20 protein-coding genes are annotated in these 18,946 nt (G+C 67.7%); 6 read left to right on the forward strand and 14 right to left on the reverse strand.

Annotated features, from left to right (window positions below; all coding sequences use genetic code 11):
- Nucleotides 1–42 precede the first annotated feature (42 nt).
- Nucleotides 43–864, reverse strand: coding sequence for a helix-turn-helix domain-containing protein (locus GGC47_RS11905; RefSeq protein ID WP_429068153.1), 822 nt, complete (start codon nt 862–864; stop codon nt 43–45).
- Nucleotides 865–989: 125 nt separating this feature from the next.
- Here GGC47_RS11905 and GGC47_RS11910 point away from each other — a divergent pair, with 125 nt between their 5' ends.
- Both GGC47_RS11910 and GGC47_RS11915 read left to right on the forward strand, forming a co-directional pair.
- Nucleotides 990–1,406 carry a hypothetical protein gene (locus GGC47_RS11910; protein ID WP_142022433.1) on the forward strand — a complete coding sequence of 139 codons (417 nt, stop codon included), beginning with the start codon at nt 990–992 and terminating at the stop codon, nt 1,404–1,406.
- Nucleotides 1,407–1,477: 71 nt separating this feature from the next.
- Entirely contained in the window at nt 1,478–3,679 is a 2,202-nt protein-coding gene (locus tag GGC47_RS11915) for an esterase-like activity of phytase family protein (RefSeq protein WP_142022432.1), read from the forward strand.
- Nucleotides 3,680–3,802: 123 nt separating this feature from the next.
- On the opposite strand, the gene GGC47_RS11920 is transcribed toward GGC47_RS11915, so the two are convergent.
- From GGC47_RS11920 to GGC47_RS11940, 5 genes are read right to left on the reverse strand one after another with little or no spacing between them, the layout of a single operon-like run.
- On the reverse strand, nt 3,803–4,606 hold the full coding sequence (locus tag GGC47_RS11920) for a MetQ/NlpA family ABC transporter substrate-binding protein (RefSeq protein ID WP_038364941.1): 804 nt from the start codon (nt 4,604–4,606) through the stop codon (nt 3,803–3,805).
- 55 nt (nt 4,607–4,661) lie between these two features.
- Nucleotides 4,662–5,327, reverse strand: coding sequence for a methionine ABC transporter permease (locus GGC47_RS11925; RefSeq protein ID WP_142022431.1), 666 nt, complete (start codon nt 5,325–5,327; stop codon nt 4,662–4,664).
- Nucleotides 5,317–6,423 carry a methionine ABC transporter ATP-binding protein gene (locus GGC47_RS11930; RefSeq protein ID WP_142022490.1) on the reverse strand — a complete coding sequence of 369 codons (1,107 nt, stop codon included), beginning with the start codon at nt 6,421–6,423 and terminating at the stop codon, nt 5,317–5,319. Before GGC47_RS11930 ends, GGC47_RS11925 begins: the two co-directional genes overlap by 11 nt.
- A 7-nt stretch (nt 6,424–6,430) precedes the next feature.
- Entirely contained in the window at nt 6,431–6,592 is a 162-nt protein-coding gene (locus tag GGC47_RS11935) for a hypothetical protein (RefSeq protein ID WP_185747984.1), read from the reverse strand.
- 5 nt (nt 6,593–6,597) lie between these two features.
- On the reverse strand, nt 6,598–6,849 hold the full coding sequence (locus GGC47_RS11940) for a hypothetical protein (RefSeq protein WP_142022430.1): 252 nt from the start codon (nt 6,847–6,849) through the stop codon (nt 6,598–6,600).
- Nucleotides 6,850–7,271: 422 nt separating this feature from the next.
- On the opposite strand from GGC47_RS11940, the gene GGC47_RS11945 reads away from it, so the two are divergent.
- Both GGC47_RS11945 and GGC47_RS11950 read left to right on the forward strand, forming a co-directional pair.
- On the forward strand, nt 7,272–7,655 hold the full coding sequence (locus GGC47_RS11945; RefSeq protein ID WP_142022429.1) for a hypothetical protein: 384 nt from the start codon (nt 7,272–7,274) through the stop codon (nt 7,653–7,655).
- 92 nt (nt 7,656–7,747) lie between these two features.
- Nucleotides 7,748–8,227: a copper chaperone PCu(A)C gene (locus GGC47_RS11950; RefSeq protein ID WP_081925515.1), complete on the forward strand. Its 480-nt coding sequence runs from the start codon at nt 7,748–7,750 to the stop codon at nt 8,225–8,227.
- A 100-nt stretch (nt 8,228–8,327) separates the two neighbouring features.
- On the opposite strand, the gene GGC47_RS11955 is transcribed toward GGC47_RS11950, so the two are convergent.
- Together GGC47_RS11955 and GGC47_RS11960 are read right to left on the reverse strand one after the other, a co-directional pair.
- Nucleotides 8,328–9,257: a dihydrodipicolinate synthase family protein gene (locus tag GGC47_RS11955; protein ID WP_112762447.1), complete on the reverse strand. Its 930-nt coding sequence runs from the start codon at nt 9,255–9,257 to the stop codon at nt 8,328–8,330.
- A 26-nt stretch (nt 9,258–9,283) separates the two neighbouring features.
- On the reverse strand, nt 9,284–9,970 hold the full coding sequence (locus GGC47_RS11960; protein WP_142022428.1) for a fumarylacetoacetate hydrolase family protein: 687 nt from the start codon (nt 9,968–9,970) through the stop codon (nt 9,284–9,286).
- A 233-nt stretch (nt 9,971–10,203) separates the two neighbouring features.
- Between GGC47_RS11960 and GGC47_RS11965 the strand changes: the two genes are divergently transcribed.
- Nucleotides 10,204–10,413, forward strand: a complete 210-nt coding sequence (locus GGC47_RS11965) for a cold-shock protein (protein ID WP_038364926.1) — start codon at nt 10,204–10,206, stop codon at nt 10,411–10,413.
- 238 nt (nt 10,414–10,651) lie between these two features.
- Here the strand turns inward: GGC47_RS11965 and GGC47_RS11970 are convergent, their stop codons facing one another.
- The 3 genes from GGC47_RS11970 to GGC47_RS11980 are packed head-to-tail and all read right to left on the reverse strand — an operon-like array spanning nt 10,652 to nt 12,665.
- Complete coding sequence (locus GGC47_RS11970) at nt 10,652–11,890, reverse strand: multidrug effflux MFS transporter (RefSeq protein ID WP_248311207.1); 1,239 nt, start codon at nt 11,888–11,890, stop codon at nt 10,652–10,654.
- A complete protein-coding gene (locus GGC47_RS11975; RefSeq protein ID WP_156115992.1) occupies nt 11,887–12,033 on the reverse strand; it encodes a hypothetical protein in 147 nt (48 codons plus the stop codon). The genes GGC47_RS11970 and GGC47_RS11975 overlap by 4 nt, the downstream gene beginning before the upstream one ends.
- Entirely contained in the window at nt 12,030–12,665 is a 636-nt protein-coding gene (locus tag GGC47_RS11980; protein ID WP_038364925.1) for a glutathione S-transferase family protein, read from the reverse strand. Before GGC47_RS11980 ends, GGC47_RS11975 begins: the two co-directional genes overlap by 4 nt.
- Nucleotides 12,666–12,833: 168 nt before the next feature.
- Between GGC47_RS11980 and GGC47_RS11985 the strand changes: the two genes are divergently transcribed.
- Complete coding sequence (locus GGC47_RS11985) at nt 12,834–13,541, forward strand: hypothetical protein (protein WP_370954989.1); 708 nt, start codon at nt 12,834–12,836, stop codon at nt 13,539–13,541.
- A gap of 3 nt (nt 13,542–13,544) precedes the next feature.
- Here the strand turns inward: GGC47_RS11985 and GGC47_RS11990 are convergent, their stop codons facing one another.
- The 3 genes from GGC47_RS11990 to GGC47_RS12000 all read right to left on the reverse strand — a co-directional run bounded on the left by GGC47_RS11990 (nt 13,545) and on the right by GGC47_RS12000 (nt 18,918).
- Nucleotides 13,545–14,492, reverse strand: coding sequence for a lysylphosphatidylglycerol synthase domain-containing protein (locus tag GGC47_RS11990; protein WP_162737798.1), 948 nt, complete (start codon nt 14,490–14,492; stop codon nt 13,545–13,547).
- A gap of 197 nt (nt 14,493–14,689) precedes the next feature.
- A complete protein-coding gene (locus GGC47_RS11995; protein ID WP_038364922.1) occupies nt 14,690–16,972 on the reverse strand; it encodes an NADP-dependent malic enzyme in 2,283 nt (760 codons plus the stop codon).
- 122 nt (nt 16,973–17,094) lie between these two features.
- Nucleotides 17,095–18,918, reverse strand: coding sequence for a methyl-accepting chemotaxis protein (locus tag GGC47_RS12000; RefSeq protein WP_162719999.1), 1,824 nt, complete (start codon nt 18,916–18,918; stop codon nt 17,095–17,097).
- Nucleotides 18,919–18,946: the final 28 nt, after the last annotated feature.

An 18,946-nucleotide genomic window follows, 5' to 3' on the forward strand; every position in this document is an offset into this window, starting at 1 on the left:
CATAGGCAACCGGGCTTGCCGCGAAAGGTTCCGGCCCGGTTCTCAAGCGCGTCCCGCGCCCGTCGCCGCCAGCACGCGCAAGGCCTCGGCTGTCGCCGGGTCGGCCGGGAAGAAGGTTTCCAGGGCGAGCTCCGACAGGGTCACGTCGACCGGCGTGCCGAACACCGTCGTCGTCGAGATCAGCGACAGCGTGGCGTCGCCGAGCCTGAGCTTGAGCGGCACGGCGATGGCGGGCTCGGTGCCCGCATCGTGCTGGGGCGGCGCAGAGCCTTTCGGATCGGGATAGGCCGAGAGCTCGGTGAGCAAGGCGCCGAGTTGCGTATCCGCCGTAGCCCGGACCTGCTGGCGCAGCCTTGCGAGCAGATGCCCCTTCCATTCCGCGAAGTTGACGATGAAGGCCGCGAGCCCGCCCGGATGCAGCGAAAGCCTGAGGACATTGACCGGGGGCTCCAGCAATTCCGCCTCCGCGACAAGGCCGAGGAAGCCGGCCACGGCGCCGTTGGCCGCCAGCAGGTTCCAGTGCCGGTCGACCGCGAGCGCCGGATAGGGCTCGTGGCCTTTCAGAATGAGGTCGATCGCCGTGCGGGCGGCCTGCAAGGAAGGATCCTCCAGCGACCGCTCGCGGTAGACCGGGGCATAGCCGGCCGCCAGCAGCAGGGCGTTGCGCTCGCGCAGCGGGACAGTGAGGTGTTCAGCCAGCAGCAGCACCATCTCGCGGCTTGGCCGGGCGCGGCCGCTTTCGATGAAGCTCAGATGCTTCTGGGAGATCTCGGCTTCCAGCGCGAGATCGAGCTGGCAGAAGCGGCGAAGCTGGCGCCAGTCGCGCAGCAGCGAGCCGATGGGCGGAGCGTGATGTGTCGTCATGCCGACAAGCTAGCCGGGCGGCCGGCCGGTTCCAATTACCTCCCGCTTAATCGACGGGCTGCCGTGAAGGCGCCAGCATTTCCTCATCGCAACGGGCATTCGGCCCAGACGAGAAGGAGACTGCCATGTCGACGATCCGCTCCTTGCGCTTCCTGCGCAACGCCCTGGCCCTCGATGCCGCCGCCTGTGCCGGCATGGGCCTCGTGCTCGCCGGCGCCGCCGGCGCGCTTGCCGGCCCGCTCGGCTTGCCCACGGGCTTCCTGCGTGGGGCGGGGCTTGTCCTGCTGCCTTGCGCGGCCTTGCTCGCCTGGTTCGCCAGCCGCGAGACGCTGCCGCGCTGGGCGATCCATCTCGTCGTTGCGGTCAATCTGATCTGGATCGCCGACAGTGTCCTGATCCTGCTGGCGGGCTGGTTCGCCCCCTCCTCGCTCGGCATCGCCTTCGTCCTGGGGCAGGCGCTCGCCGTCGCGGTCGTGACGGAGCTGGAGGTCATCGGCCTGAAGCGTTCGGTTGAGGTTCCGGCTCCGATGATCCCGGCCTGAGGATCCGTCACGCGGCTGTCGCACAGGCCCACTAGCCGACGGGTTTCCCCTTCAGCCAGCGGATCCGACCCATGCGCCAGCCCCTCGCCCTCGCGGCTCTCGCTTCGTTGCTCCTCGCCGGTACCGCCGGCGCGGAGCCGCTGTTCAACCGCATCGCGACCTTCTCGGTGCCGGACAACCTTCCGGCCGACCGTGATCGCAGCAAGAAGACCGTCTCCGAGATCATCGCCGTCAGCGAGGACGGCATGCTGCTCGCTTACACCGACGCGGAGCAGAAGGCGCTCGGCCTCATCGACATCGCCGACCCGGCCAATCCCAAGCCCGCCGGCTTCGTGTCGCTGGAAGGTGAATCGACCTCTGTGACCGTCCTCGGCGACAAGGCCTTCGTTGCCGTCGTCACCTCCGGCGACAATTTCAAGGAGCCGGCCGGCCATCTCGCCACGGTCGATCTCAAGACGAAGCAGGTCGTGGCGACATGCGACCTCGGCGGCCAGCCGGATTCGGTCACGCTGACCAAGGACAAGGGCAAGATCGTCATCGCCATCGAGAACGAGCGCGACGAGAAGCTCAACAAGGGCGCCCTGCCGCAGCTTCCGGCCGGCAACCTGACGCTGATCGGCATCAAGGACGGCGCCATCGACTGCGCCTCGCGCCAAATCGTCGATGTGACCGGCCTCGCCACGGTCGAGCCGACCGATCCGGAGCCGGAATTCGTCGATGCCAACCAGGACGGCCTCGTCGTGGTGACGCTGCAGGAGAACAATCACCTCGTCATCGTCGACAGCAAGACCGGCAAGGTGGTGACGCATTTCTCGGCCGGAACGGTCGATCTCAAGAACATCGACAAGACCCGCGACGGCAAGATCAGCCCGACCGAGGAGCTGAAGGGTGTGCCGCGCGAGCCGGACGCCGTGCGCTGGCTCGACAATGATCGCTTCGTCACCGCCAATGAAGGCGACTGGAAGGGCGGCTCGCGCGGCTTCACGATCTTCCGCAAGGACGGCACGGTCGAGTTCGACTCCGCCTCGGATGTCGACCACCTCGCCATGCGGCTGGGCCATTACCCGGAGCGGCGCTCGGCCGCCAAGGGCAGCGAGCCCGAGGGCATCGAGGTCGCGACCTACGGCAACGACCGGCTGATCTTCGTCGGGCTGGAGCGTGCCTCGCTGGTGCTGGTCTACAAGGACGAAGGCCCGGGCAAGGCGCCGCGCTACCTCCAGGCGCTGCCGACCGGCATCGGCCCGGAAGGCCTGCTCGCCATCCCGCAGCGCGACCTCTTCGTCTCGGCCTCGGAAACCGATGTCGGCGAGAAGGGCGGGGCGCGTTCGGCCGTGATGATCTATCGTCGCGCCGAGCAGACCGCCGCTTATCCGACCATCCAGTCCGAGAACGAGAACGGCCTGCCGATCGGCTGGGGCGCGCTCTCCGGTCTCGCGGCCCGCGCGGATGAACCCGGCAAGCTCTTCTCGATCACCGACAGCGCCTATACGCCCTCGCGCATCCTGGAGATCGACGCGACGGCGAAGCCCGCCCGCATCACCGGCGCGATCACGGTGACGAAGGACGGCAAGCCCGCCTCCTACGATCTCGAAGGCATCGCGACGCGCAGCGGTGGCGGCTTCTGGCTGGCGTCCGAGGGCAATCCGGAGAAGAAGGATGCCGTCCTGCCTGACCTGCTCCTGCGCGTCTCGGCCAAGGGCGAGGTCGAGGAGGAGATCCGTCTGCCGGAGGCGCTGGCGAAGCACGCCGTGCGCTTCGGCTTCGAGGGCGTCACCGTCACCGGCACCGGCGCTGATGAGACCGTCTGGCTCGCCGTGCAGCGCGAATGGCAGGACGATCCGAAGGGCAAGACCAAGATCCTGTCCTACAAGCCCGCCACCAGGGAATGGGGCGTGCTGCACTATCCGCTGAGCCAGCCGGCGAAGGGGCACTGGATGGGCCTCTCGGAGCTCGTCGCGCTCGGCGACGACCGTTTCGCCGTGCTGGAGCGCGACAACGCCTTCGGAGCCAAGGCCTTCAAGACGATCCAGGCCTTCTCGGTGAAGGGGCTCAAGCCCGCCGCGATCGGCGCAAGCGAGATCCCGACCGTCTCCAAGACCCTGCTGCGCGATCTGACGCCGGACCTGATGAAGGCCGGCGGCTACGGTCTCGACAAGGTCGAGGGCATGGCGGTGGACAAGGCCGGCCACCTCTTCGTCGTGACCGACAATGACGGCGTCGAGGATTCCTCGGGCGAGACGCAGTTCTTCGCTTTCGGCAAGCTCGGAAACTGAGCGAATCCATCGCGTCATGCTCCGGGCAAGCCCGACCATGACGCGCAAACAAAAAAGCCCGGATGCGTGAGCATCCGGGCAGGTGCCTGGCTGATGATCGAAAAGCCAGGTGGGAGGAGAGGGTTACCAGCCGGCGAGGACGGCGCCCTTGAAGCGCTCGGCGACGAAAGCCTTGATCTCGGGCGTGTGGTAGGCGCCGAGCAGGGTCTTGACCCAGGGCTTGTCCTTGTCGGCGCTGCGCACGGCGATGACGTTGACATAGGGACCCTTGGCGTCCTCGCGCAGGATGGCGGAGGCCGGGTCGATCTTGGCGTCGACGGCGTAGTTGGTGTTGATCGCGGCGGCGGCGACGTCATCGAGCGAGCGCGGCGTCTGGGCGGCCTCGATCTCGATGATCTTGAGCTTCTTCGGATTGGCGGTGATGTCGGCGACGGTCGGCTTGAAGCCGACGCCGTCCTTCAGCTTGATGATGCCCTTGTCCTGCAGCAGCAGCAGCGAGCGCCCGCCATTGGTCGGGTCGTTCTGGATCGCAACGCTCGCGCCGTCCGGCACCTCGCTCCAGCTCTTGTATTTCGACGAGTAGATGCCGAGCGGGAAGTTCACCGTCAGCCCGACGGTCTCGATCTTGAAGCCGCGATCCTTCACCTGATTGTCGAGATAGGGCTGGTTCTGGAAGGAATTGGCCTCCAGCTCGCCGGCGTCGAGCGCCTGGTTCGGCACGACGTAATCGGAGAACTCGATGATCTTGAGCTCGACGCCCTGCTTGGCCAGCAGCGGCTTCACCTTCTCCAGGATCTCGGCATGGGGGCCGGGCGAGACGCCGATGCGGACGACCTGATTCTGCTGGGCGAGCGCGGGCACGGCCGGGCCGAGCGCCAAAGCGAGGCCGGCGGCGAGCGTGAGGCGGCGGGTGAGGGAGATCGTCATGGTCGATGGTCCTTTGGATGGAAGACGGGATGGCTGGAATCAGGCTTGGCGGTGATCAGGCCTGGCGCAGGCGCTTGTTGAGGCGGCGCGCCAGGCGGTCGCCGAAGCTCTGCACGAACTGGACGAGGACGATGAGTACGGCGACGACGGTCGCCATCACCTCGGGCATGAAGCGCTGATAGCCGTAGCGGATGCCGAGATCGCCGAGCCCGCCGCCGCCGACCGCGCCGACCATGGCCGAGAAGCCGATCAGGCTGACGATGGCCAGCGTCAGGCCGAGCACGATGGCGGGCAGTGCTTCCGGCGCCAGCACCTTTCTGACGATCTGGAGGGGCGTCGCCCCCATGGCGCGCGCTGCCTCGACCAGCCCCTGATCGACCTCGCGCACCGCACCCTCGATCAATCGCGCTATGAAGGGCACGGATGCGACCGTCAGCGGCACGATCGCCGCCGTGGTGCCGATCGAGGTGCCGGCGATCAGCCGCGTGAACGGGATGATCGCGACGACGAGGATGATGAAGGGCGTCGAGCGCGTGGCGTTGACCAGCACGCCGAGCGCGGCGTTGAGGGCCGGCGCCGCGAAGAGCTCGCCGCGCTTGCTGGTGGCGAGGAAGACGCCGAGCGGCAGGCCGAGCAGTGTACCGATGCCGGCGGCGACGGCGACCATGCTCAGCGTGTCGAGCGTCGCCTGCCCGATCAGGCGCAGGATTTCAGGAGACATGGCCGATCACCTCCGCCTTGAGACCGAGATTCCGGAGCGCGCCAAGCACGGCCTCGCTCTCCGGGATGCGCGACGGCACCGAGACGAGCAGGCTGCCGAAAGGCTTGCCGGCAATGGCGTCGATCCGCCCGGCCAGGATGTTGACGTCGACCCCGACCACTGAGCTCAGCCGGCTGATGACGGGGGCGGTGGCGTTCTCGCCGGTGAAGGTGATGCGCAGCACGATCTCGGAGCCGGGACGGGCCTCCGGCCGGATGCGATCCGCGAGATGGGCGGGAACCTCGACGCCGGTGACGGCCTCGACGAAGCGCGCCGTCGTCGGATGCTGCGGGTTGGTGAAGACGGCGAAGGTCTCGCCCTCCTCGACGATCCGGCCGCCCTCGATAACCGCGACGCGGTCGCAGATTTCCTTGATCACTGGGATCTCGTGGGTGATCAGCAGGATCGTGATGCCGAGCTCGCGATTGACCTGCCGCAGCAGCGCGAGGATCGATTGCGTCGTCTCGGGATCGAGCGCCGAGGTCGCCTCGTCGCAGAGCAGCAGCTTCGGGTCGGTCGCGAGCGCGCGGGCAATGCCGACGCGCTGCTTCTGCCCGCCGGAGAGCTCGGCCGGGTAGCGCCCGCTCTTGTCGGCGAGCCCGACCAGCGCCAGCAGCTTCTCGACCTTGCTGGCGATGGCCGCCTTGGGCGTCCCGGCGATTTCGAGCGGCAGGGCGACATTGTCGAACACCGTGCGCGAGGACAGCAGGTTGAAATGCTGGAAGATCATGCCGATCTCGCGCCGGCGGCGACGCCATCCGGCCTCGTTCAGCGCGGTCACATCCTCGCCCTCGATCAGGATCCGGCCGGCGGTGGCGCGCTCCAGCCCGTTGACGAGCCGGATCAGCGTCGATTTGCCGGCGCCGGAGCGGCCGATGACGCCGACGATGGCGCCGGCCGGCACGGTGAGGTCGATGCCCGACAATGCGGCCACGGCCTGCTGCCGGCTGCGGCCGGCATAGGTCTTGCCGACCTGCTCGAAACGGATGATCGGATCGGGAACGGCAAAAGGCCGTGCGCCGATGCCCAGAGCATCGGGTTTGACGGGGGCGTTCATCATGTCCTCAGAAATGCGGATGGCAGGACCAGTGGCTGATGCCGAGCTGTTCCAGCGTCACGGCCTGCACCGAGCAACGCTGATCCTCATTGCCGGCCGGCTCCGTTTCCGGAACCGCCCGGCGGAACCAGGCACTGAGCGCCTGCCACAGGGAGAAGAAAGTCCGCATGGCCGTTACGACGCCAGGCGGAAGGCCGGCGTACCCCGGCGGGGCCCGGCCAGCATGCGCGCGGCCAGTTCCGCGGCGCCGGGGGTGGCGAAGCGGTGGCCGTCGAGGGCGCGGAAGGCGGCGCTCGCCGCGATGAAGGTGAAGAAGCGCTCATCGGCGCGCCGGTTGACGAGGCCGGCCTGCGTCTCGCCGACCTCGATGACATAGGCTTGCTGGGCCGGGCTGTGCCGGCCGGTGGATGGCAATGGAAAGGACATGGCTCTGCTCTCGGGCCGCGTTGCGGCGTTGAAGGTGACGATGGAACGAAGGGGCTTGAGGCGCCCGATGGTCTCAGCGTCGACAGCGGCAGAGCGGGGAACGGAAGCGCGGTCGGTTTCGGAGGTCGTTCGCGTCGGTCATGTCAGTCTCCTCGATCTGGAGCCCACGACCCAGTCGTGGCGCTTTAGCGTTTGGTGACGCGGCGCAAGCTGCTGCTCAAATCTCCGCGGCTCCCGGCACGCCGGAAGCACCGCCAATCTGGTTCAGGAAGTCCTGTTTGTCAATCGCTCCGTTCTTTTAAAGAAACGAGCCGTCGGAGAATAATCTTCTCCGCGACGAGAGGGCGAACGCTGCCGGGGCAGGCACGCTGCGGCAAGAGGTGGGCTTGACCACCGCCTCGAACGAGCGCCATGGATGCCGCATGCCGGCCCGTGCCCGCCTTTTCCAACGGCTGCGCCACTCCGTTCTCGGGGCGTGGTTCGCTGCCGCCTATGCGCTGACGGTGCTGGCGCTCGCTCTGGCGCCGACGCCTTCCGTCGCGTTCGGGCTGCCCGGCGGCGTTCTGCTCTGCTCGGGCGTGCCGGCGCCGGATGGCCGTTCGGAGATCCCCGCGACGCCGCTCGGCGATCTCGCCCATTGCAAGGGCTGTCCGCATAATCCCGTTCTCGGTGCCCCTCCCGTGCTCGCGGCGCTTCTCGTTGCGCGCCCGGGTGTCCGTCAGGCGCTTTCGCGGCAATGGGATGAGGGTCAGCTCTCCGTCGCCGCGACCGGCCTGCCGCCGTCGCGTGCGCCGCCTGCCATCTGAGCGGCACGTCTTTTCTTTTCGTGATTCCCTTTGATGCCGAAGTGCCGCCGAAAGCGCTGTCGCGCCGGCCGCCGTTCCGCAGGACCATTCCGATGAAGCTCTCGCTTTCCCTCGCCGCCGCCATGCTGGCGCTCTCGGCCGGTTTCGCCTCCGCCCATGATTTCAAGGTCGGGCCGCTCAAGATCGGCCATCCCTGGTCGCGTGCCACGCCGGCTGGCGCCAAGGTCGGCGGCGGCTACCTCACCCTCGAAAATACCGGGACGACGCCGGACCGGCTGGTCTCGATCGCGGTTCCCTTCGCCGCACGCGCTGAAATGCACGAGATGGCGACCAAGGACGGCATCATGACCATGCGCCCGCTGGAGAACGGCATCGAGGTGCCGGCCGGCGGCAAGGTCGAGTTCAAGCCCGGCGGGTACCACATCATGTTCATGGAGCTGAAGCAGCCGCTGAAGCAGGGCGAGATGATGAAGGGTTCGCTGACCTTCGAGAAGGCCGGCACGGTCGATGTCGAGTTCAAGGTGGATTCGATCGCCGCCAAGGGCGGCGAGGGCGAGCACAAGGGGCACTGAGTCAAGCTTCAGGGGAGATGCCCGGGCTCGACCCGGGCATCTCCTCGACGAGAGTCTCGGGCCGCCGCGGCGCGGCGCGCCCGAGAATGACGCTGTCGTCTCAGATCTTCGCGCGCGGGTCGTGCTTGGCGATCCGGGCCAGCAGATAGTCGACCTCGGCCTTCGCCGCTGCGCTCAAGGCGGAGCCCGGCTTGCGCTGGGCGTCATGGGCCAGGATGCCGCGCTTGGCCATCACATATTTGCGCACGGCCAGGCCGACGCCCTGCTGCTGCTCGTAGCGCATCAGCGGCAGGTGCAGGTCGAAGATGTCATGCGCCGCATCGCGCTGGCCGGCCTTCTGCAGCCTGACCACGTCGATCAGCAATTCCGGGAAGGCATAGCCGGTATTGGCGCCATCGGCGCCGCGCTCCATCTCGAAATCGAGGAAGAGCCCGCCATTGCCGGTCACGATCGAGATCGGCCGCAGCGATCCCTCTTTCTGGAATTTGCGCAGCGTCGAGATCTTCTCCAGCCCCGGCCAGTCCTCGTGCTTCAGCATCACGCAGGAGGGATTGTCCATGACGATCTTGCGGATCACCGCCGGCGTCATCACCACCGAGAGCGTCAGCGGATAGTCCTGGATGACGAAGGGGATGTCGGTGCCGATCGCCTCGACGGCCTGCGCGTAATAGCCGGTGATCTGGTCGTCGGTGCGCAGAGAAGGCGGCGGGGCGATCATCACGCCGCCGGCGCCGAGATCCATCACCTGCCGGGCGAGCGAGCGCATTGCCGCGAAGCCCGGTGCCGAGACGCCGACGATGATCGGCTTAGCCCCCATCCTGGCGACGCAACGCTTGACCAGCTCGACCGATTCCTCCGGCTCGAGCTTGGGCGCCTCGCCCATGATGCCGAGCACGGTGACGCCGTCCGAGCCGATGTCGTGATAGAACTGGAACAGCCGGTCGGCTGAGGCCCAGTCGATGCTGCCATCCGGGTTGAACGGGGTCGGCGCGATCGGGAAGACGCCCGAGGCGTCGGAGGTCAGCGGCATGATGGTTCCTCGTCCTGCGCGTGTGATCAGACGATGCGGGTGCGGACGGTGCCGACGCCGGCGATCTCGCCTTCGAGCACGTCGCCCTTGGCGACCGCGGCCACACCCTCGGGCGTGCCGGTGAAGATCAGATCGCCGGGCTTGAGCTCGACGAGGCCGGAGAGATAGGCGATCGTCTCCTCGACGTTCCAGATCTGCTTGGCGAGATCGGAGCTCTGGCGCACGACGCCATTGACGGTGAGCGCGATCTTGCCGGCGCTGGGATGGCCGGCCTGGCTTGCCGGCACGATCTCGCCGACCGGGCCGGACAGGTCGAAGCCCTTGCTCATGTCCCAGGGGCGCCCGGTCTTCTTCGCCGCGTTCTGCAGGTCGCGCCGCGTCATGTCGAGCCCGGCGGCGTAGCCGTAGACATGGGCGAGCGCCTCGGATTCGGGGATGTCCCTGCCGCCGGTGCCGATCGCGACGACGAGCTCCATCTCGTGGTGGAGATCCCCGGTCTTCGTCGGATAGGGCATGTCGGCGCCGTTGATCAGCAGCGCGTCGGCGGGCTTGGTGAAGAAGAACGGCTCCTCGCGGTCGGGGTCGCCGCCCATCTCGCGGGTGTGCTCGGCATAATTGCGCCCGACGCAGAAGACGCGGCGGACCGGGAAGGAGCCGCCGCCGGCAACCGGCACGGCGGTGATCGCCGGCGGGTCGATCACATAGTTGCTCATCGGATGTCTCCCTCTCGATTATCTCCGCGCCGTTCATGCGGGAGCGGCCGCGTTGCCGCAAGGGCTCCCGTTCCGGGAACGGGCCTGCGCGGGAGGCATTGCGCCTAAAGATCGAGGGGCTTTTCGCTCTCGCGGCAAGGTTTTGTGCACCGCGTCGTTGCAACCTCGGCGAAATGCCCCCTACAGTGTCGCGCCGGGTCGATCCGGCTGACGCGTATAGGAAGGGAACACACGTGAGCACGGGAACCGTCAAATGGTTCAACGAGACGAAGGGTTACGGCTTCATCACCCCTGATCAGGGCGGCGGCGACATCTTCGTTCATATCAGCGCTGTCGAGCGCTCGGGCCTGCGCGGTCTGAACGAGGGGCAGAAGATCAGCTATGATCTCGAGCCCGATCGCAAGACCGGCAAGAGCTCGGCGGTCAATCTGAAGGTAGCCTGAAGCGGCGGACCGGAAAGCGCAATCCGCTTTCCGGAGACATCCGGCGCTGAAACAACAGGATAGATCGCCAGTTTGCGCCTGATAAGGGCGCATGGCGATCTAGCGACCAACGACTACGGGAAGACGGGCGGCGGCGGCATCGTTTCCCAAGCCACGGCGAATCTCGATCGCACGGATTCGATTGCTAGGATTCCGGGCCTGTCCGTCGCCTATGGCGGCGGAACGAAGGGGAGGCGCCTCAGGAGCGCCCGGGCGCCGGATGGAAGAGCCGGCCCTTCTCGACGATCAGCACGATGCCGAGCGCGACCAGCCCGCACAGGAAGAAGCCGAGCGTGATCGGCACGACCGTGCCGTCGAAATGCTGGCCGATATAGAAGCCGAGCAGCGCGCCGACCACCGTGGTCACGAAACCCTGGACCGAGGAAGCCGTGCCGGCGACATGGCCGAGCGGATCCATGGCGAGTGCGCCGAAATTCGGGCCGATCAGGCCGAAGCAGAACATGGCGCCGCCCTGGAAGAGCGCGAACAGCAGCAGCGTCTCATGGCCCGAGAGCGCGACCAGCGCATGAGTTCCGGTGAAGAGGATGTAGCCGATCAGCGCGCCATGCGAGACGCGGCGCATGCCGAGCCGCCCGACGATGCGCGAGTTCAGCAGTGAGGCGGCGGCCATGAACAGCGCGATCCCGGCGAAGACGATCGTGAAGAGGTGCGGCACGTTGAAGACGTCGACGAAGACCTGCTGCGCCGAGTTGATGAAGCCGAACAGCCCGCCGAGCACGAAGGCCATGGCCAGCATGTAGCCGACGCCGATGCGGCTCGTGAGGGTGGTGCGGAAGGCGGCCGAGACATTGGCGACGTCGATCGGCTTGCGGTCCTCCGGGTGCTGCGTCTCGGGCAGCTTGAACATCACCCAGATCATCACCGCGGCGCCGAACGCCGTCAGGATGCCGAAGATCCAGCGCCAGGGCGCTACCAGCAGGATCGCCTGGCCGATCGAGGGGGCGAGGATCGGCACGGCGAGGAAGACGATCAGGGCCAGCGACATCACCCGCGCCATGTCGCGGCCGGAATAGCAGTCGCGCACGATCGAGACGGTGAGGACGCGCGTCGCGGCCGCCCCGATGCCCTGCACCACCCGGGCGATCATCATCGCTTCGAAGGAGCCGGACAGGGCCGCGCCGATGCTCGCCAGCACATAGACGCTGAGCCCGAACAGCAGCACCGGCCGCCGTCCGTAGCGATCGGAGATCGTGCCGTAGAAGATCTGCGAGACGCCGAAGCCGAGCAGATAGGCCGTGATGATCCATTGCCGCTGATTGGCGGCGGCGATGCCGAGCGCCTCGGCCATCTCCGGCAGGGCCGGCAGCATGGAATCGATCGCGAGCGCGTTCGTCGCCATCAGCGCGGCGGTCAGCCCTACGAAAGGATAAAAGCCCATGCCGTGGCGCGGCCGGACGATGGCTGTCATGTCGTTCATGGCGAAACTGCGAGGTAGGCGCGCAAAATGGCGCGCAAAGGCAAGCTGCCCAGCTTGCCTTCACCGTGTAAATCGGCCGGCAAGACGCGGCAACCCGCGATGTCGGCGGCGCGCCATGCGCTGGGCGCGAGGCCGGGCGTCATCCGGCCTTCTGCATCTGCGCCATCAGCTCGTCGTCGATCTGCTTGGCCCGCAGGGCCGCCGGCCGTGCGGCGAGCCGCGCGCCATAGGCTTCGAAGGCGGGGCGCTTCTCCATCGTGCCGAACTGCAACCCCCACAGGACCTGCGAGCCGACATAGACATCCGCCGCGCTGAAGCGGTCGCCAGCGATATATTCGCTTTGCGAGACCGCGTATTCGAGCGTGTCCATCGCATCGGCATAGGTGCCATAGCCGACCGATCTTGCCCGTTCGGGCGGAGCTTCCAGCCCGAAGGCCTTGTTGGTCACGGCAGCCTCGACCGGCCCGGCGGCGAAGAACATCCAGCGGTAATACGGTCCGCGCCGATGGTCGCCGGGCGCGGGCGCAAGCCCCGCCTGCGGGAAGGCGTCGGCGAGATAGGCGCAGATCGCGGCGCATTCGGTGACGACCGTCGCGCCGTGCACCAGGGCCGGCACCTTGCCCATTGGGTTGATTGCCTTGTAGGCGGCGCCCTTCATCGGCCCGCCGAAGCCGACGATCTCGGCACGGTAGGGCTGGCCGAGCTCCTCCATCATCCAGCGCGCGATGCGGCCGCGCGACATCGGGTTAGTGTAGAGCACGAGTTCGTCGGACATGGGTTCCGCTCCTGAGAGATCGCGCGGCTTCTATCCTGCGATAGTGACACGCTCCTGTCAGGAGCGTGCCTGACGCGCCGGTGCCGAACTGTTAGTCTGCGCGCGAAGCAGGGCGGGAGCATGAACGAATCACAGCCAATACCCAGCGTCTCCGTCAGCGATGGATGGATGACGATCGATGGGCTGCCGCATCGGTATCAGCAGGGCGCGGCGCGCCGTTTCCGGCTCGATGCAGCGGCGCTGCGCGTCATCCGCGGCTATGCCAGCCGCGACGGGCGGCTCGAGGATGTGCAGCGGCTCGAGGCGGAGGCGCGGATCGTCGGGGGCGCGCTGCGCCGAGCCGGGCTGGATGGAGCGGTGGGCCAGCTGCATCTGACGCTGCGCCCGCTTGCGACCTCGAGCGAGGCGGCGCGGCTCCTGCTGCTGCTCGGCTATCGCGACGAGAACGGCGAGGCCGAGCCTTTCGCCGAGGGCTTTCTCGCGCCTTCCGTCTTCGAGGCCCTGAAAGCCGACATCTTGAGCGGCCTCGCGCAGGAGCTCTCGCTGGAGGCGACGACCAGCCTCTGGATTCGCGAGGAGGACCGTGACACCCCGGCGGGGCAACCGGTCGACTGGTATCTGGGGCCGGCGGCGGATGGGCAGGGCAGCGCGCCCGCCCGTGGCTTCATCGAGAGCATCGAGTGGCGCCAGGCCGTTGCCGTCGCCCCTGAGGCGCCTCATCCGGCCGGATCGGAACCGGCGGCTCCGCTCGATCACGCCGAGTCGGAGGACCACCATCTGGATGACAGCGCCGACCAGCTCCGCCGCATCAACTGGAGCCTCAAGCAGCTCCTGCTCGTTCTGGCCTTCATGCTGATCATCATCGCGATGAAATAGATCTCAGCGCTCGCGGCGCCGGATGCGGCGGATCATCTCGTTGAGCGCCAGCAGCACCAGCGCGAGGATGAAGGGCAGCAGGTAGTAGATCACCCGGAACAGCAAGAGCGCGCCCAGCACATATTCGAAGGGCAACCGGTTGAGCGCGACGAGCATCGTCGCCTCGAACACGCCCAGCCCGCCCGGCGAATGGCTGGCGATGCCGATCAGGCAGCCGAAGATATAGGCGGCGAGGAAGGTCGGGTAGTCGAGATTGTAGCCGCCCGGCAGCAGCACGAAGAGCACGGCGGCGGCGGCGCAGACCTCGCTGGCACCGAGCGCCATCTGGCCGAGCGTCGTGCCGAGGCCGGGCAGGTGCAGGTTCCAGCCCTTGACCCGCAGCGTCCGCTCATCGGTCGCGACCCAGACGAGATAGCCGAGGATGCCGGCCGAGATCAGCCCGCCCACCGCCTGGACGACGAGCGGCGAGGTCCGCGCCAGCATCGCGACCGAATCGGCCGAATAGAACAGGCTGACGCTGAGGATGGCGCCGAGGCCGAGCCAGAAGGTGAGCCCGGCGATCACGGTCAGGCTCGCGACCTCCGAGGCGCGCACGCCCTTGGGCGCATAGATCCAGTAGCGCACCGTGCCGCCGGTCACGATCGGGAAGCCGAGCGTGAAGGACACCGAGTAGCTGGTGAAGGAGGCCAGCGCGGTGGTTCGGTAGGGGATCGACAAGCCCAGCCGGCGCAGCGCCAGGGCGTCGTAGCCGGTGAGCAGCAGATAGCTCAGCGCCGTGAAACAGGCGGCGAGGCCGAGCTGGCGCGGGCTGGCGTTGGAGAAGGCCGCGGCGAGATCGCCCGGATTCATCTGGCCGATGATGTGCCAGAGAACCGCGAGCGAGGCGCCGAAGATCAGGATGCTCGCCAGCGGCCCGAGCCACCACCAGCGGCTGCGCCTGCGCAGGTGCATTCCTGGCTCATGCGGGCCGAAGGACATACGCTCTCTTGGTCGGTTGCGCGCCGCCGGCGGGGAAGGCGGCGCGGTTGCGGAAGCGAGGTCGCCGATGGCGTCCCGGCCCGAGACATAGCGCTTCGACGGCGATGCACAAGCCGTCGAAGCGAATGGAGCGCATGAGGCGGGCGCCGGCCCGCCCCACGCGTTGGGCCTCAGCCGCCGATATTGAAGGCAGCGAGCGCAGCCATGTTGACGATGTCGGAATCCTTGGCGCCGAGCGGCACGATCTGCACCGGCTTGTCGAGGCCGACGATCAGCGGGCCGATCACAGTCGCCCCGCCGAGCTCCTGCAGCAGCTTGGTCGAGATCGAGGCGGAGTGGAAGGCCGGCATCACCAGCACATTCGCCGGCCCGGAGAGGCGGCAGAACGGATACTGGCTCATGATCTCGCGGTTGAGCGCGACATCGGCGGCCATTTCGCCGTCATATTCGAAATCGACGCGCTGGCCGTCGAGGATCTTCACGGCCTCGCGCACCTTCTCGGAGCGTTCGCCGGCCGGATGGCCGAAGGTCGAGAAGGCGAGCATCGCGACCCGAGGCTCGTAGCCGAGCCGCCGGCCGACGCCGGCGGCCTCGATCGCGATCTCGGCCAGCTCCTGCGCCGTCGGCATCTCGGTGATCGCGGTGTCGGCGACGAGCACGGTGCGCTCACGCGAGATCACCACCGAGACGCCGATCAGCCGATGACCGGGTTTCTCGTCGATGACGCGGCGGACCTCGTCGAGCGCGATCGAATAGTTCCGGGTCACGCCCGTCACCATCGCATCGGCATCGCCGAGCGCCACCATCGCGGCGGCGAAATGGTTGCGGTCCTGATTGATCAGGCGCTGGCAGTCGCGGAAGAGATAGCCTTCGCGCTGCAGACGCTCGTAAAGATATTGCGCATAGGCCGAATTGCGGTGCGAGAGCCGCGCATTCTGGACCTCGATGCCCTTGCCTTCGAGATCGACGCCGAGGAAGGTCGCCGTCTCGTAGATGCGCTCGTCGCGGCCGACCAGGATGGCCTGGCCGAGCCCCTGATTGACGAAGGAGGCGGCGGCACGGATGACCTGCTCCTCCTCGCCCTCGGCGAAGACCACGCGTTTCGGATAGCGCCGGACACGCTCGAAGATGCCGTTCAGCGTGCCCGCGATCGGGTCGCGACGGGCCGAGAGCTGGGCCTTGTAGGCCTTGGTGTCGACGATCGGCTTGCCGGCGACGCCGGAATCCATCGCGGCCTTCGCGACCGCCATCGGCACGACATGGATCAGCCGCGGGTCGAACGGCACCGGGATGATGTAATCCTTGCCGTAGCGCGGACGGGTGCCCTGATAGGCGGCGGCGACCTCGTCGGGCACGTCCTCGCGGGCGAGCGCCGCCAGCGACTCGGCGGCGGCGATCTTCATCTCCATGTTGATGGTGGTGGCGCGCACGTCGAGCGCGCCCCGGAAGATGAAGGGGAAGCCGAGGACATTGTTGACCTGATTGGGATAGTCCGAGCGGCCCGTCGCCATGATCGCGTCGTCGCGGATGGCATGGACCTCCTCCGGCGTGATTTCCGGATCGGGGTTGGCCATGGCGAAGATGATCGGGTTCGGTGCCATCGAGGCGACCATCTCCGGCGTCACCGCGCCCTTCTGCGACAGGCCGAAGAAGGCGTCCGCCCCCTCCATCGCCTGCGCCAGCGTGCGCCGGTCGGTGACGGCGGCATGGGCCGATTTCCACTGGTTCATGCCCTCGGTGCGGCCCTGGTAGATCACGCCCTTGGTGTCGCAGAGGATGACGTTGTCGGGCTTGAAGCCCATCGCCTTCAGGAGCTCGATGCAGGCGATGGCGGCAGCGCCCGCGCCGTTGATCACGAGCTTCGCCGAGGTGATGTCGCGCCCGGTCAGGTCGAGCGCGTTGATCAGGCCGGCAGCGGCGATGATCGCGGTGCCGTGCTGGTCGTCATGGAAGACCGGGATGTCCATCAATTCGCGCAGGCGCTGCTCGATGATGAAGCACTCGGGGGCCTTGATGTCCTCGAGATTGATGCCGCCGAAGGAGGGGCCGAGATAGCGCACCGCGTCGATGAACTTGTCCGGATCCTCGGTATCGACCTCGAGATCGATCGAGTCGACATCGGCGAAGCGCTTGAACAGGACGGATTTGCCCTCCATCACCGGCTTCGAGGCGAGCGCCCCGAGATTGCCGAGGCCGAGGATGGCCGTGCCGTTCGAGATCACCGCGACGAGGTTCGAGCGGGTCGTGTAGTCATAGGCGCGCGACGGGTCTTCCGCGATCGCCAGCACCGGCACGGCCACGCCCGGCGAATAGGCGAGCGAGAGGTCGCGCTGCGTCGCCATCGGCTTGGTGGGAACGATTTCGAGCTTGCCGGGCCGCCCTTGCGAGTGGAACAGCAGCGCCTCCTGGTCGGTGAAGGTCGGGCGTGAGCGCTTCGTCGGTCGGTCGGTCATGAAAGGCGTCTTTGTTCTTGAGCGTTTCCTCAGGGGCCGCGACCATAGGGCAGCGCGCCGCCGCACCACAAGCAGCGCCGTTCGACAATACCCATGCCGGAATGGATAAAATCGCGGAGGGGTCAGAGCCTGCTGCGGACGCGCCGCGCGAATTCGCCGACATAGCGGTCGAGCGCCTCGGTCTGCTCGTCGACCTTGCGCGCGGCGGCGGCGACCCGGATGGCGGCGTCGCCCGTGACGCGCGCCTCGGTTCCCACGGCGCCGATATTGGCGCTGACGGTGTTCGCGCTCGCGGCGACGGCCTGGGCGTCGGCCGCGATGCCGGTCGCGATGTCGGCCTGGCGATTGACCACGCTGGCGATGGCGCCGGAGGTTTCCTCGATCGTCGTCATCGTATCCTGGATATGGGCCACGGCTTCGAAGGTCGTGGCGGCGGCGTGGCGGATCTCGCCCAGCGTCGCGGCGATGTCGCGCGTCGCCTTCTGCGTCTGCTCGGCCAGCGTCTTCACCTCGCTTGCGACCACCGCGAAGCCGCGACCGGCCGCTCCGGCACGGGCCGCCTCGATCGTGGCGTTGAGCGCGAGCAGATTGGTGCGGGCCGCGATCTCCTCGATGAAGTCGAGCACGGCGCGGACCTTGTCGGCGGCTTCCGCGAGGCCGGCCACGTCCTGGCGCGTGCTGCGGACATAGCTGGCGGCGGCGCGCACCGTCTCGTCGGCATGGCCGGTCTGGCGGGTCAGTTCGCGGATCGAGGCCTCGATCTCCTCGGCCGCCCGCGCCACGCTGCCGACGCGCAGGGAGGCCGTGCCCGCCTCCTGCGTCACGCCGTCGGCGCGGTGGGTGGTCTTGTTGGCGCTGTCGACCATCTGGCCGGCGGCCTGATGCATGTCGTGGATCGCCTCGCTGACATCGCCCAGCGCCCTGCCGACCGTGCGTTCGAGGTCGCCGGCGAGCTCGTCGAGCGCGGTCCGGCGCAGCGCTTCGATCTCGTCGCGGCGCGTCACCAGCGTCTTCTCGGCGGTGACGTCGAGCAGGATGCCGTCCCAGACATAGGTTCCGTCGGGAAGCCTGCGCCGCGTTGATTCGCTGCGCAGCCAGACCGTGCCGCCATCGGGGGCGTGATAGCGCCCCTCGAAGCGCCAGACCCCGTCATCGGTCATGTCCTCGCGGCGCTGGCCGTCGAAGCGGGCGCGGTCCTCGGCGAACATCTTGCCGAGCCAGACCTCCGGATCGCGTTCGACCTCCTCCCGCGTGATGCCGAGGGCCTTGTCGATGGCAAAGGAGGCGAACTGATAGAACAGCCTGCCATCCGGCTTCAGGATGCACTGGTAGAGCGTGCCGGGGGCGCGCCGGATCAGCGTCCGCAGCCGATAGGCGGTTTCGCGGCGATCATTGTCATGGATGACGACGATGCCGGTGAGGATGATGCCGACCGTGCTGACCAGGATCATGGCCGGCACGGCCTCGCGCAGGAAGCGCTCACCCGCCTCGCCCGGGATGAGGGGCACGGAGGCCAGAAGGCAGACGGCATCGAGCGAACATAGCAGGATCAGGTCGCGCGCCATCAGCGGGCGCCTGCGCCGTGCCAGCCAGATCGCGAAGGCGATGCCGATCAGCATGCGCATCACGATGCCGCTGATGCCGGTGGTGACGCCGACGCCGCCCGTCAGGTAGCGCGCGATGACGAGGGGCACTGCGGTCAGCACCGAGGCCCATGGGCCGCCGATCGGGCCTGCCAGAATGGCGAAGGTGTTGCGCGAATCGACCACCAGCCCTGGCTGGAGCGTGACCGGGTTGGCCATGCTGACGAGCGCGCCGCCCGCGAAGAGCAGGCCGACGACGCAGGAGCGCAGCCAGCTCCGCCCGGCGAACCAGGGAGCGATCACTGTCAGCACCAGCCCGGCGAACAGCAGGAAGAACAGGCTCTGGACGAGATTGATCAGCAAGCGGGCGGCCTTCCGCCGGAAACGATGG

It is taken from the genome of Allobosea sp. OAE752, from assembly GCF_050433265.1.
Taxonomy (GTDB): Bacteria; Pseudomonadota; Alphaproteobacteria; order Rhizobiales; family Beijerinckiaceae; genus Allobosea; species Allobosea spartocytisi.